The organism is Cobetia sp. MC34 (assembly GCF_018340035.1).
Classification (GTDB): Bacteria; Pseudomonadota; Gammaproteobacteria; order Pseudomonadales; family Halomonadaceae; genus Cobetia; species Cobetia amphilecti.
The window spans coordinates 58,007-72,046 of the sequence record NZ_JADPPY010000003.1; the positions used below are offsets into that span (position 1 = coordinate 58,007).

11 protein-coding genes are annotated in these 14,040 nt (G+C 63.1%); 9 read left to right on the plus strand and 2 right to left on the minus strand.

Translation table 11 applies throughout. The annotated features are described in order from the left end of the window. Nucleotides 1–49 precede the first annotated feature (49 nt). Together IZU87_RS02480 and map are read right to left on the minus strand one after the other, a co-directional pair. Entirely contained in the window at nucleotides 50–2,761 is a 2,712-nt protein-coding gene (locus IZU87_RS02480) for a [protein-PII] uridylyltransferase (RefSeq protein ID WP_213113578.1), read from the minus strand. Between the two features lie 5 nt (nucleotides 2,762–2,766). Continuing rightward, on the minus strand, nucleotides 2,767–3,558 hold the full coding sequence (gene map / locus IZU87_RS02485) for a type I methionyl aminopeptidase (protein ID WP_043333030.1): 792 nt from the start codon (nucleotides 3,556–3,558) through the stop codon (nucleotides 2,767–2,769). A 315-nt stretch (nucleotides 3,559–3,873) separates the two neighbouring features. Between map and rpsB the strand changes: the two genes are divergently transcribed. The 9 genes from rpsB to bamA all read left to right on the plus strand — a co-directional run bounded on the left by rpsB (nucleotide 3,874) and on the right by bamA (nucleotide 13,949). After that, entirely contained in the window at nucleotides 3,874–4,608 is a 735-nt protein-coding gene (gene rpsB / locus IZU87_RS02490) for a 30S ribosomal protein S2 (protein ID WP_175089676.1), read from the plus strand. A gap of 178 nt (nucleotides 4,609–4,786) precedes the next feature. Further along, nucleotides 4,787–5,656, plus strand: coding sequence for a translation elongation factor Ts (tsf, locus tag IZU87_RS02495; protein WP_043333025.1), 870 nt, complete (start codon nucleotides 4,787–4,789; stop codon nucleotides 5,654–5,656). A gap of 116 nt (nucleotides 5,657–5,772) precedes the next feature. After that, nucleotides 5,773–6,510, plus strand: coding sequence for a UMP kinase (gene pyrH / locus IZU87_RS02500; protein WP_225347344.1), 738 nt, complete (start codon nucleotides 5,773–5,775; stop codon nucleotides 6,508–6,510). Between the two features lie 4 nt (nucleotides 6,511–6,514). After that, entirely contained in the window at nucleotides 6,515–7,072 is a 558-nt protein-coding gene (gene frr, locus IZU87_RS02505; RefSeq protein WP_043333023.1) for a ribosome recycling factor, read from the plus strand. Between the two features lie 54 nt (nucleotides 7,073–7,126). Then, nucleotides 7,127–7,870 carry a polyprenyl diphosphate synthase gene (gene uppS, locus IZU87_RS02510; protein ID WP_043333020.1) on the plus strand — a complete coding sequence of 248 codons (744 nt, stop codon included), beginning with the start codon at nucleotides 7,127–7,129 and terminating at the stop codon, nucleotides 7,868–7,870. Continuing rightward, nucleotides 7,870–8,673: a phosphatidate cytidylyltransferase gene (locus IZU87_RS02515; RefSeq protein WP_213113579.1), complete on the plus strand. Its 804-nt coding sequence runs from the start codon at nucleotides 7,870–7,872 to the stop codon at nucleotides 8,671–8,673. Before uppS ends, IZU87_RS02515 begins: the two co-directional genes overlap by 1 nt. Further along, a complete protein-coding gene (gene ispC / locus IZU87_RS02520) occupies nucleotides 8,670–9,923 on the plus strand; it encodes a 1-deoxy-D-xylulose-5-phosphate reductoisomerase (RefSeq protein WP_339926956.1) in 1,254 nt (417 codons plus the stop codon). Before IZU87_RS02515 ends, ispC begins: the two co-directional genes overlap by 4 nt. An 88-nt stretch (nucleotides 9,924–10,011) precedes the next feature. Then, nucleotides 10,012–11,367, plus strand: coding sequence for a sigma E protease regulator RseP (gene rseP, locus IZU87_RS02525; RefSeq protein WP_213113580.1), 1,356 nt, complete (start codon nucleotides 10,012–10,014; stop codon nucleotides 11,365–11,367). A 245-nt stretch (nucleotides 11,368–11,612) separates the two neighbouring features. Next, nucleotides 11,613–13,949 (plus strand): outer membrane protein assembly factor BamA, encoded by a 2,337-nt coding sequence (gene bamA, locus IZU87_RS02530; RefSeq protein WP_213113581.1) that lies wholly within the window; start codon nucleotides 11,613–11,615, stop codon nucleotides 13,947–13,949. The last annotated feature ends 91 nt before the right edge of the window (nucleotides 13,950–14,040 follow it).

The window sequence follows — 14,040 nt, forward strand, 5'->3', positions numbered from 1 at the left end:
GCCGGCCGGCGCTTTCCCTCTGTACTCTCGTCACGCGCCGTCGCGCGTCTCAGTCGCGCTCGCCGACCTCGAGGACTTCGGTGAGGGCGTCACGCAGGCGTGTCTGGCGCTCGGGGTCGGTGATGGGTTCACCGGCGCGGTCGGTGATGAAGAAGATATCCTCGACGCGCTCGCCGAGGGTGGCGATCTTGGCGGCATCGATGGCGATCTCGTGCTCCATGAACACGCGGCCGATGCGCGCCAGCAGGCCCGGGCGGTCCGAGGCGATCACTTCCAGCACGCTGCGGCCGTTGGTGTAGTCCTGACTCAGCGTGATGCGCGGCGCGATGCGGAAATGCTTGAGCTGGCGCGGCGTATGGCGATTGACGATCACCGAGTAGTCGTCCGGGTCATCCAGCTCTTCGACCAGATGGGTGCGGATATCGGCCAGACGTGCGGCGTCGCGGATCGGCTCGCCGTCATCGTCGAGCAGGATGAAGGTGTTGAGCGTCCAGTTGTGGCTGGAGGTGGCGATGCGTGCATCGTGGATCGAGAGCCCCAGCTGCTCCAGCGCCGCGGCAGTGGCCGCGAACAGGTTGTCCACCGAGCGAGTGTGGATGAAGACCTTGGTGCCGCCTTCGGTCATCTCCTCGGTGGGCGCGCTGGTCAGTACCAGCGGCAGCGGCTCGCCATGCTCGTCGAGCTGCGGTGCCGCCTGGCGCGCGAGGATCCCCTGGGTGTGCCAGGCCACCTCGCTGGGGGCATAGCGCACGAAGTAGTCGTCGCCGAGGCTGGCCCACAGCGCCTCGGCGTCAGTGCGGGTGGTGCCCATGCCGGCCAGCAGGGACAGCGCTTCCTCACGGGTCTCGGTGATCCACTCGTGGCGCTCCGGCGGATGCTCGAGGCCACGGCGCAGCGCCCGGCGCGTCTCCATGTGCAGCTGGCGCAGCAGTGCCGCACGCCAGCCGTTCCACAGCGACGGGTTGGTGGCGTTGATGTCGGCCACCGTCAGCACGTAGAGATAATCGAGGTGCGTCTCGTCACCGACGATCTCGGCGAAACGCGTGATGATCTCGGGGTCGGCGATGTCCTGCTTCTGGGCGGTCATCGACATCAGCAGGTGGTGGCGCACCAGCCAGCTCAGGGTGCGGGTGTCGCGCGGACTGAGGTCATGACGGCGCGCGAAGTCCTCGACTTCCTCGGCACCGATCTCGGAGTGGTCGCCGCCACGGCCCTTGCCGATGTCGTGATAGAGCCCGGCGATCCACAGCAGCTCCAGCTTGGGCAGCTCGCGGATCAGGGTCGCGGCGACCGGGAATTCCTCCTCGGCATCGGGGGCACGGAATTCCTGGGCTACCTTGAGCAGGCGCAGGGTATGCGCATCGACGGTGTAGACGTGGAAGAGGTCGTGCTGCATCAGCCCCACGGCACGCCCGAAGGCCGGCAGGTACTTGCCGAGGATGCCGTAGCGCGCCATGCGCTTGAGTACGCGGGGCACGTTGCCGCCACAGCGCATCAGCTCCATGAACAGGCTCTGGTGGCGCACGTCGTCGCGGAAGGCGTCGTCGATCTGGTGGCGATGATCGCGCAGCGCGCGGATGGTGTCGGCGCGCACGCCCTCGATCTCCGGGTGCTGCGCCATCAGCAGGAACAGCTCCAGCAGCGCGGCGGGGCGGCGGCGGAACACGCCTTCCTCGCGCAGGCTGATGTAGCCGCTGCGGATCTCGAAGCGCGGATTGAGCGGCACGATGTTGACCGGCTCGTCATGACGCAGGATGGCCTCGTCGAAGTGCTGCAGCAGCATGTCGTTGAGGCCCGCCAGGGCGGTGACATGGCGGTAGTAGCGCTTCATGAACTGCTCGACCGCCAGGTGCTCGGGCGTGTCGCGGAAGCCGAACAGTTCGGCGATGGTGCGCTGGTGGTCGAACAGCAGCCGGTCCTCGGCGCGCCCGGCCAGCATGTGCAGCGCGAAGCGCACCTGCCACAGGAAGGCCTGGCCCTGGCTGAGAATGCGCAGTTCGGCATCATTCATGAAGCCCAGCGCGACCAGATTGTCGTAGCGCTCGACCCCGAAGTGGCGCTTGGCGACCCAGCCGATCATCTGGATATCGCGCAGGCCGCCGGGCGACGACTTGATGTTGGGTTCGAGGTGATATTCGGTGTTGGCGAACTTGTGGTGGCGAGCGATCTGCTCCTGCCACTTGGCCTCGAAGAAGGCTTCGGCCGGCCACAGACGGTCGGTGGCCAGACGTTCGCGCATGGCCTCGCGCAGCCGCTGCGGGCCGGCGATGACGCGGGATTCCAGCAGGTTGGTGATCACGGTGACATCGGCGCGTGCCTCACGCTCGCAGTCACTCAGCGAGCGCACGGACTGGCCGATCTCGAGACCGATGTCCCACAGGAAGGTGATGAAGTCGGACAGCGCCTCACGATAGGGCGTGTCGTCGTCCTGCTCCAGCAACAGCAGCAGGTCGATGTCGGAATGCGGGTGCAGCTCGCCGCGGCCGTAGCCGCCCACGGCGAGCAGGGCGATGCCGTCATCCGGCCAGGTCTGGCGCTGCCAGGCGATGGCCAGCAGGCGGTCGATGGCGCGGGCACGACCATGGATGAGGTCGCGGATGTCGGCGCCCGCCTTGAAGCGAGCCTCGAGACGCTCCTGTACCTGTGCCAGAGCCCGCTTGAACAGCGGGATGGGTGTCTTCGTCGTGGCCAGCTCGCCGTCGAAGGTGACGGCATCGTAGAGCGCTTCACGCTCGACGAAGTGATAGTGGTGCAGGAGCATCTTGATCAACCCTCGAGGAAGGAGAGGTCCTCTTCCGTGCGACGTGTCAGTACCTCGACGCCGGTGGCGGTGACCAGCAGGGTGTGCTCCCACTGGGCCGAGAGGCTCTTGTCCTTGGTGACGGCTGTCCAGTCGTCCTTGAGGACCTTCACCTTGTAGCCACCGACATTGACCATCGGCTCGATGGTCAGGCACATGCCTTCCAGAAGCTCGGCGTCGGCACGGGCTTCGTAGCCGTCATAGTGCAGCACCTGCGGGTCTTCATGGAAGCCGGCGCCGATGCCGTGGCCGCAGAAGTCACGCACGACACTGTAGCCTGCCGCTTCGGCATGCTTCTGGATCGCGCGACCGATTTCTGACAGGCGTACGCCCGGGCGTACCAGCTCGATGCCTTTATAGAGGCATTCCTGGGTGACGCGGCACAGACGCTCGGCCTGGATGCTCGGCTCGCCGACGATGTACATCTTCGAGGTGTCGCCGTGATAGCCGTCCTTGATCACGGTGATGTCGATGTTGAGGATGTCGCCTTTCTTGAGCTTCTTGTTGTCATCGGGGATGCCGTGACAGACCACGTGATTGATCGAGGTGCAGATCGATTTCGGGAAGCCGTGGTAGTTGAGCGGCGCCGGAATGCAGCCCTGAACCTCGGTGATGTGGTGGTGCGCGATGCGGTTGAGCTCGCCCGTGGTGACGCCGGGACGGACATGCTCGTCGAGCAGCTCCAGCACTTCAGCCGCCAGACGGCCGGCGACGCGCATCTTGTCGATTTCTTCAGCTGTCTTGATGGGAATGTTCATGAGGACTCGAGGCAGGAGATAAGAGGGATGAAACGCCGCCAGGCCGCGCGTGACGGGGGAATGGCGCGACGCATCGCATGCCGCGTCGGGCAGTGGCGACTTCATATCGTGGTCGAGCTATGGTATAAAGCCGCGCGCTTTCCTGCAAATTCTCCTCGATCGGCCACCTCCGGGCGCCTGGCCGAGGCGAGATTGAAGGACTGACGTACATAACCCCAATCCACACACGTTCCGTCACATGGTCCCGGGTGCCGCGCAAGCGGTCGGATCCATGGGGGACGTGGAGGCCCAACCCGATATCCAGGAGATATTCACATGGCGCAAGTCAACATGCGCGATCTGCTCAAGGCAGGCGCACACTTCGGTCACCAGACCAAGTACTGGAACCCGAAGATGTCCAAGTTCATCTTCGGCGCTCGCAACAAGATCCACATCATCAACCTCGAGCACACCCTGCCGGCACTGAACGAAGCCGTGTCAGTGGTCGAGAAGATGGCTGCCAATGGCAACAAGATCATGTTCGTGGGCACCAAGCGCGCTGCCGGCAAGATCATCAAGGAAGAAGCTCGCAAGGCTGGCCAGCCGTACGTCAACCATCGCTGGTTGGGCGGCATGCTGACCAATTTCAAGACCATCCGTCAGTCCATCAAGCGCCTGCGCGAAATCGAGCAGATGCATGAAGACGGTACCTTCGCGAAGCTGACCAAGAAAGAAGTTCTGATGGCCACTCGTGAGCAGGAGAAGCTCGAGCGCTCCATCGGCGGTATCAAGGACATGGGCGGCCTGCCGGACGCAATGTTCGTGATCGACGTTGACCACGAGCGCATCGCGATCAACGAAGCCAACAAGCTGGGCATCCCGGTCATCGGCGTCGTCGATACCAACTCCAACCCGGACGGCGTGGACTACGTCATCCCGGGTAACGATGACTCCATCCGCGCCATCCAGATCTATGTCCAGGCAATTGCAGGCGCCTGTGGCAAGAACAAGGAAGAAGAGCTGGCCGGTGAGTTCGTCGAAACTGCTTCTGAAGAAGACGCAGCAGAGTGATCCTGGCGGCTTGATCTGACTGTCACAAACGCTGCGCTACACTAAGTGCGGCATGGCCTAGCCAGGTGGCAGTCAGGTCAGGCAATGAGGGGGCCACGGCCCCCTTATTTGCGACCGTTCAGCGGTCGTGACCGAATTCCCGTATTCAAAGACGTCGACACGACAGAGGTTTCATCCCATGGCAGCTATCAGCGCATCTATGGTCAAGGAACTGCGTGAGCGTACTGCGCTCGGCATGATGGAATGCAAGAAGGCTCTTACCGAAGCCGGTGGCGACATCGAGCTGGCGATCGAGAACCTGCGCAAGAACTCCGGCCTGAAGGCCGCCAAGAAAGCTGGCCGCGTGGCCGCTGAAGGCGCCATCGTCATCAAGGTCGCCGACGACGCCAGCTACGGCGTGATGGTCGAAATCAACTCCGAGACCGACTTCGTCGCTCGTGATGACAATTTCAAGGCCTTCACCCAGCTGATCGCCGATCGTGTGTTCGCTACCAAGAACACCGACATCGCTTCCCTGATGGAAGGCGAGCTGGAAGACACCCGTGGTCAGCTGGTTCAGAAGATCGGTGAGAACATCTCCGTTCGTCGTGCCGAGCTGGTCGAAGCGCCGGCTGGCGGCGTCGTCGGTGGCTACGTCCACGGCGGCCGCATCGCTGCGCTGACCCTGCTGAACGGCGGTACTGGTGAAGCAGCCAAGGACGTCTCCATGCACGTCGCAGCCGTCAACCCGGTCTGTGCACGTCCGTCCGACATGCCGCAGGAACAGATGGACGCTGAAAAGGCCATCATCCTTGCTCAGCCGGACATGGCTGGCAAGCCGGCGGAAATCGCTGAGAAGATGTCCCAGGGTCGTCTGAAGAAGTACCTGGCTGAGAACAGCCTGACCGAACAGCCGTTCGTCAAGGATCCGAACCAGACCGTCGCCGAGTTCGTCAAGGCAGCCGGTGGTGAAGTGGTATCCTTCGTACGCATGGAAGTCGGTGAAGGTATCGAGAAGGAAGAAGTCGACTTCGCAGCTGAAGTCCGTGAGCAGGCCAGCCGCGCGTAAGGGCTGACTGTTTTCGCTTCTCATGATGGCGTGCGCATAGTCGCACGCCATCGTGTATCTGGCCCCCGCCTTCGGGCCGCCCCGTTCCCCGTATGTCAGTATCAGGAGAGATTCGCATGGCCACCATTTCCGCTGAACGCAATGCCAAGTACAAGCGCATACTGCTCAAGCTTTCCGGTGAGGCCCTGATGGGCGATGGCGATTTCGGCATCGACCCCAAGGTGCTGGATCGCATGGCGCTGGAAATCGGTCAGCTGGTGGGCATCGGCGTCCAGGTCGGCATCGTCATCGGTGGCGGCAACCTGTTCCGTGGCGCAGCCCTGCAGGAAGTCGGCATGGAGCGTGTGACCGGTGACCATATGGGCATGTTGGCGACCGTGATGAATGGTCTGGCGCTGCGTGATGCGCTGGAACGCTCCAACATCCGTTCACGCGTGATGTCTGCCATCCCGATGAGTGGCGTGGTAGAGCATTATGATCGCCGTACCGCCATCCGTTATCTGACGTCTGGCGATGTGGTCATCTTCTCCGCCGGTACCGGCAACCCGTTCTTCACTACCGATTCCGCTGCCTGTCTGCGCGGTATCGAGATCGACGCGGATGCCGTCATCAAGGCAACCAAGGTGGATGGTGTCTACGACAAGGACCCGGTCAAGTTCCCGGATGCCGTGAAGTACGACAGCCTCAGCTACGATGATGCGCTGGACCAGAAGCTTGGCGTGATGGATTTGACCGCCATCTGCCTGGTACGTGACCATGACATGCCGGTGCGGGTGTTCAACATGAACAAGGCAGGCGCGCTGCTCAACCTGGTGGTGGGTGGCAAGGAAGGCACGCTGATTGATAGAGGGTAAGACTGTGATCAACGACATCAAGAAAGACGCCGAATCACGCATGAAGAAGACCATCGAGTCCCTCGGTGCCGCCTTCGGCAAGATCCGTACGGGTCGTGCGCATCCCAGCATCCTGGATGCCGTGACGGTCGATTACTATGGTAGCCAGGTACCGCTGAATCAGGTGGCCAACATCACCACCGAAGATGCGCGCACCCTGACTGTCGTGCCGTGGGAAAAGCCCATGGTGCCGAAGGTCGAGAAGGCCATCATGACTTCTGACCTGGGTCTCAACCCGTCCACCGCCGGTGACGTGATTCGCGTCCCGATGCCGATGCTGACGGAAGAGACGCGTCGCGGTTACACCAAGCAGGCGCGTGCAGAAGCGGAAAACGCCCGCGTGGCGCTCCGCAATGTGCGTCGTGACGCCAATGGCGACATCAAGAGCCTGCTCAAGGACAAGGACATCTCCGAAGACGATGCACGTCGCGGAGAAGACGAGATCCAGAAGCTGACCGACAAGTATGTGGCGGAAGTCGACAGTGCTCTGGAGCACAAGGAAACCGACCTGATGCAGGTCTGATCGGGTCTGCCGCCGGCGTTTGCCGGCGGCATCCGGTGCTCGTAGCGAGACCCCATGACGTCACCGAATTCCCCCTCCACGCCACGCCATGTGGCGATCATCATGGACGGCAACAACCGCTGGGCGAAGTCCCGCGGCTGGGCTGGCATACGCGGCCATCGCGCCGGTGCCGAAACCGTCCGCAGTACCATCCGTCGCGCTGCCGAGCAGGGCGTGGAAGTGCTGACCCTGTTTGCCTTCTCCAGTGAGAACTGGAAGCGCCCGGCCAATGAAGTCAGTGCGCTGATGGAGCTGTTTCTGCTGGCGCTCAAGCGCGAGGTCAAGAAGCTTCATCGCCACGATATCCGACTCTCGGTCATCGGCGAGCGCAGCCGTTTTTCCAATTCGATTCAAAAGCATATCCAGAGCGCCGAAGACATGACGCGCGGCAATCGCGGCATGCACGTGGTGATCTGCGCCAATTATGGCGGCCGTTGGGATATCGCCGAGGCCGCCCGCCGTCTGGCGGAGCAGGTCGAGCGCGGCGAGCTCAAGGCCGCGGACATCGACGAGTCACGTCTCGGGGCGGAAGTGTGCCTGAGCGAACTGCCGGAGGTGGATCTGTGTATCCGCACCAGCGGTGAGCAGCGCATCTCCAATTTCCTGATCTGGCAGCTGGCCTATGCCGAGTTCTATTTCTCGCCCGTACTGTGGCCTGATTTCGATGCGGCGGCCTTCGATGAAGCGCTCAGCGCCTACGCCCTGCGTCAGCGTCGTTATGGCATGACCAGCGAACAACTCGACGCCGAGGGGCTCTAGTGCTCAGACAACGAATCATCACCGCACTCATTCTCGCGCCGCTGGCGCTGTGGGGGCTGTTCGGCCTCGACGGTGCTGCCTTTGCCACCTTCACAGGGGCTGTCGTCGCGCTGGCCGCCTGGGAGTGGTCCAACCTGTCTGACGTGCGTGCCGGTATGGCGCGTCTGCTGTTCCCGCTGGTGCTCAGCGTGCTGATGCTGCTGGTCTGGCAGTTCGATGGCGCTCTTGCGCGTTGGCCGCTGTATCTGGCGGCACTGGCATGGCTGGTCAATCTGCGCTGGGTAATGCGCTATCCGGCCGCCAGTCAGGAATGGCAGGCGACGGGCGTGCGGCTGGGCGTCGGCGTGCTGGCACTGCTGCCGACCTGGTTCGGCTTCGTGCAGCTCAAGGCCAGTGGCGGCGAGTGGCTGCTGTATGTGCTGCTGATGGTGTGGGCGGCGGATATCGGTGCCTACTTCTCCGGCAAGCGCTTCGGCAAGCGCAAGCTGGCGCCGCGCGTCAGCCCGGGCAAGTCCTGGGAGGGCGTCTATGGTGGTCTGGTGGCCACCGGCCTGCTGGCGACCGGCTATGCGCTGGCGGGGCTGGCCGACTGGCTGCCGCTGCTGCTGGTCACGCTGGGCGTGACCGCCGTATCGGTGCTGGGTGACCTGCTCGAGAGCATGTTCAAGCGCCAGCGTCAGATGAAGGACTCAAGCCATCTGCTGCCCGGTCATGGTGGCGTGATGGACCGCATCGACAGCCTGACCGCAGCGGTGCCGCTGTTTGCCCTGCTGTTGCCGTGGGTGCTGGGAGGTGGTGCGTGAGCACGAATGTGAGCGTGAACCACGAGACTCCTCATGAGACGCCTGCGCTGCAGCGCATCACCATCCTTGGCGCGACCGGCTCCATCGGGTCCAGCACCTTGGATGTGATCGCGCGCCATCCCGAGCGCTATCGGGTGCATGCGCTCAGCGCTGCCACGCGTCACGAGGCGCTGCTGGAGCTGTGCCTGACGCATCGCCCGCAGGTGGCGGTGATCGCCTCGCGCGAGGCGGCTGCGTGGCTCAGTGAGGCGCTCAAGGGCGTCGAGAGCTATCAGGGCACGCCCATCGAGGTGCGCCATGGTGAGCAGGCGCTGGTCGACATCAGCGAGGCGCCTGAAGTCGATAGCGTGATGGCCGCCATCGTCGGTGCGGCTGGCCTGTTGCCGACGCTGGCGGCGGTGCGGGCCGGCAAGCGCGTGCTGCTGGCCAACAAGGAAGCGCTGGTGTGTGCCGGGCAGCTGTTCATGGATGCGGTGAAGCAGCACGGGGCGACCCTGCTGCCGATCGATTCCGAGCACAATGCCATCTTCCAGTGCCTGCCGGCCCAGCATCGTGATGGCCTGGCGTCGATCGGCGTCGAGAAGCTGTTGCTGACCGCCTCCGGCGGCCCGTTCCGCGATGATGCCGAATGGCCTGCCGAGCGGCTGGCCACGGTGACGCCGGACGAAGCCTGCGCGCACCCCAACTGGTCGATGGGGCGCAAGATTTCCGTCGATAGCGCCACCCTGATGAACAAGGGCCTGGAGCTGATCGAGGCCTGCTGGCTGTTCGCCTGCGGGCCGGATGACATTCAGGTGGTCGTGCATCCCCAGAGCGTGATTCACTCGATGGCGGCCTACAGCGATGGCTCGGTGCTGGCCCAGATGGGCAATCCGGATATGCGCACGCCGATCGCCTATGCGCTGGCGTGGCCGGAGCGTATCGATGCCGGCGTCGAGCCGCTGGACCTGTTTCAGGTCGCGCGCCTCGATTTCCGTGCCGCTGACGAGACGCGCTTCCCGTGTCTGCGGCTGGCGCGCGAGGCCATCGCGGCGGGCGGCACCTGGCCTGCGGTGATGAATGCCGCCAATGAGGTGGCAGTGGCCGCCTTCCTCGAGGGTCGCCTGGCCTTCGATCGAATCCCGGCAGTGGTGCAGGCCGTCATGCAGGCGCGTCCGCCACTGGTGGTGGATGGCCTTGAGGTGATTCTCGCCGAAGACGCGGCGGCGCGTGAGCTGGCTGCCGCCGAGTTGGCCCTCGCCGGGCCCTGAAATCCTATCTTGCACTGTCTTGTCACTTTCTTCGTGAGCGTGGCAAGGCAGGCTGCCCATCTCGGGCACCAATCTCCAGGAGCGCGTGATGGGTGTGATCCAGAATATTCTTGCCGTGATCGTCGTGTTGGGGGTGTTGATCACCATCCATGAGTACGGTCATTTCTGGGTCGCGCGTCGTTGCGGCATCAAGGTGCTGCGCTTCTCCATCGGCTTCGGCAAACCCTTCTGGTCGTGGACCGATCGCCACGGCACCGAGTACGGGGTCGCCGCCATCCCGCTGGGTGGCTACGTCAAGATGCTGGATGAGCGCGAAGGGCCGGTCGATCCGGCCGAGCGTCATCTGGCCTTCAATACCAAGTCGGTATGGAAGCGTATCGCCGTCGTCTCGGCGGGGCCGCTGGCCAACTTCCTGCTGGCCATCGTCGCCTACTGGGCGCTGTTCGTCGCCGGTACCACCACGGTGGTGCCGATGGTCGGTGCCGTGGCGCCGGACTCGCCGGCTGGCCGCGCCGGCCTTGCGCCGAAGACCGAGATCGTCGCCATCAATGGTCAGGCCACTCCCTCATGGAATGAGGTCAACCTGCGCTTGATCGGTGCGATCGGCGATGACAGCCTGACGCTCACCACACGTGCCGCGGGTGCCAGCGCCACGCGTGAGCAGTCCCTCGACGTGACACGCTTCCTGGTCGATCAGGATCCGCCGCGTCCGCTGGTGACGCTGGGCATCACGGCCTGGCGTCCTCAGTTGCCGGCGGTGCTGGGGCGTGTGCTGGACGGTGGTGCCGCTCAGGCGGCAGGCCTGCAGGCCGGTGACCGCATCGTCAGCATCGATGGCACCCTGGTGGTCGACTGGATCGATTTCGTCGAGCGCGTGCGCGGTGCGCCGGGCGAGACGCTGTCGGTGCTGGTGGCGCGTGATGGCAAGGAAGAGACGCTGTCACTGACCCCCGCCAGCAATTCGCTCGATGACGGGCGTGTGGTGGGGCAGGTCGGTGCCGGCGTCGAGAACGTCAGCTGGCCCGAGCAGTATCAGCGCGAGCTCAGCTTCGGGCCGCTGGCGGCCGTCGGCCAGGCCGTCGGCAAGACCGGCGAGATGACGGTGCTGACGCTGGATTCGATCCGCAAGATGCTGGTCGGTCTGATCGCACCGTCCAACCTGTCTGGCCCGATCACCATCGCGCGTATCGCCGGCGACACGGCGCGCTCCGGCCTCGAGGCCTTCCTCGGCTTCATGGCCTATCTCTCCATCAGCCTGGGTGTCCTCAACCTGCTGCCGATTCCGGTGCTGGATGGCGGTCACCTGCTGTTCTATCTGGTGGAAGCCGTGCGCGGAAAACCACTTTCGCAAGAGGTCCAGAATGCAGGGTTGAAGATCGGCATGGCGCTGGTCGGTTCCCTCATGCTGATGGCCATCTACTTCGATCTCATGCGTCTTTGGTGACGGATTCGGGGAGTCATCAGCACGTGATGGCTTCTGCAGGATGAACCGAATCTGAACTGTCGATGCCCATGGGGGTCAATTCATTGCACGGGCTGGTCAATGCGATCAACTCCCGTCATCATGCCCACACGACTTCGGCCCCGATTGCCGATCCTCACTCGTAGCTGTCTTGTCAGTTGCAGGGGGTTGTGTATAAGGTGCCTGTTCACCCAAGCGGGCGGAATCCAGAGAAGCGAAGCGACTGCATGAAACTCAAGACCATTGGATTGGCAGCTGCGCTGCTCGGGGCCAGTCAGGGCGCCTTGGCCGCATCTTTTAAAATTTCGGACATCCGGGTAGAGGGCCTCCAGCGCGTGTCTGCGGGCACCGTCTTCAACGCCTTCCCCGTCTCCGCGGATCAGAATGTGGAAGAAGAGGACCTGTCCTCGGCTGCGCGTCAGCTGTTCGATACGGGCCTGTTCGACGACATCCGCCTCAAGCGTGATGGCGATGTCCTGATCATCAATGTGGTCGAGCGCCCGACGATCTCCAAGATCGAGATTGACGGCAACTCGCAGATTCCCGACGAAGACCTGCGCAAGGGCCTCAAGGAAGCAGGGCTGGCCGAGGGTCAGGTTCTGCAGCGCTCCACGCTGGAAGAGATGCAGCGTGAGCTCGAGCGTGTCTACCAGGCTCAGGGCCGCTACAGCGCGCGTATCGAGACCTCTGTCGAGGAGCTCGAGCGCAACCGCGTACAGGTCAACATCGACGTCAAGGAAGGCGCGATCGCCAAGATTCATCAGATCAACATCGTCGGCAACGATGCCTTCGATGACGAGACCCTACGCGAACAGCTGGAGCTGGAAGACAAGCCGAGCTGGTTCTTCGGCTGGTTCTCCGATGATGAATATTCGCGTGAGAAGCTGACCGGCGATATCGAGACCCTCAAGTCCTGGTATCTCGATCGCGGTTACGTCAACTTCCAGGTGCGCTCGACCCAGGTGTCCATCTCGCCGGACAAGTCCGAGATCTTCGTCACCATCAACGTCGATGAAGGCAAGCCGTACAAGATCGGCAACATCGGCTTTGCCGGTGACCTGAAGATGAAGGAAGAGCGCGCCCGCGATCTGGTCAAGCTCGCCCCGGATGCCCTCTATTCCCAGCGTGATGTGACCGCTTCCAGCGAGGCGCTGCGCCAGGCACTGGGTGCCGACGGCTTCGCCTTCGCCAAGGTCAACGCGGTGCCGGAGGTCAACGAAGAGAGCGACACCGTCGATCTGACCTTCGCGGTCGACCCCGGCAAGCGCGCCTACGTGCGTCGCATCAACTTCAAGGGCAACACCACCACCGCAGACGAAGTGCTGCGTCGTGAGATGACCCAGCTGGAAGGTGCACCAGCCTCCACCGACAAGATCAAGCAGTCCAAGCAGAAGCTTGAGCGCCTCGGCTTCTTCAAGCAGGTCGATGTCGACACGCGTCCTGTCGCTGGCGAGCCGGACCAGCTGGACGTCAACTACAACGTCGAGGAGCAGCCGTCAGGCTCGATATCGGCGTCGGTCGGTTTCTCCCAGGGTGACGGTGTCATCTACGGGGTGGGCCTGTCGCAGAAGAACTTCCTGGGTACCGGTAACGAAGTCAACATCAACGCCCAGAAGTCGGACGATTACACCAACGTCAGCTTCGGCTATACCGACCCGTACTGGACGCTGGATGGCATCTCGCGCGGCTACAACATGTTCTACCGCAAGGTGGACTACGACGATGATGACGACGTCGCCAGCTACGCGACCGACAGCTTCGGTGGCGGAATCAACTTCGGTTACCCGATCAACGAGCTGTCACGTCTGAACTTCGGCGGCGGTTACGAGTTCGTGCGCGTCAAGGACTTCGACGACAGCCCGGCGGAGGTCACGCAGTTCATCGAGGATGAAGGCGAAGACTTCAACCTCTACAAGCTGACGGCCAGCTGGTCTCGCAACAACCTCAACCGTGGCATCCTGCCCACGGCGGGCAGCTCTCAGCTGCTGTCGCTGGAAGTGGCGGTGCCGGGCTCCGATGCGGATTACTACAAGCTCCGCTACAAGGGATCCAAGTTCTTCGAGCTGAGTCAGGACTGGTCACTCAAGTTCCGTACCGAGCTGGGCTATGCCAACTCGTTCTCCGGCGATACCTATCCGTTCTTCAAGAACTTCTATGCCGGCGGTCTGGGCAGCGTGCGTGGCTACAGCTCCAATACCCTGGGGCAGGCCACTACCGAGCAGAACGATGGTGACGACGATACCATCGGCGGCAACATCCTGATCGAAGGTGGGGTGGACCTGATCTTCCCGATGCCCTTCATCAAGGACAAGCGCTCGGTGCAGCCGTCGTTCTTCGTCGATGCCGGTAACACCTATCTGACGTCGTGCTACGACGTGAGCTCCAGTGACACCAGCAGCTGTGAAAGCGGTGTCGACCTGGGCGAGCTGAATTACAGTGCCGGTATCGGCCTGTCGTGGATCACGCCGGTAGGCCCGCTGACCTTCAGTGTCGCCCAGCCGATCGGTGACGATGACGACGATGACACCGAGATCTTCCAGTTCTCGCTGGGCCAGACCTTCTAAGGCCGTACGAGGCCGCACCCGCTTGAGCCGGTGCGGCCTTCGTCACGACCACCGGCGGCGCTGTCCCTGTTCCGTCGCCGGTCCTCGCACC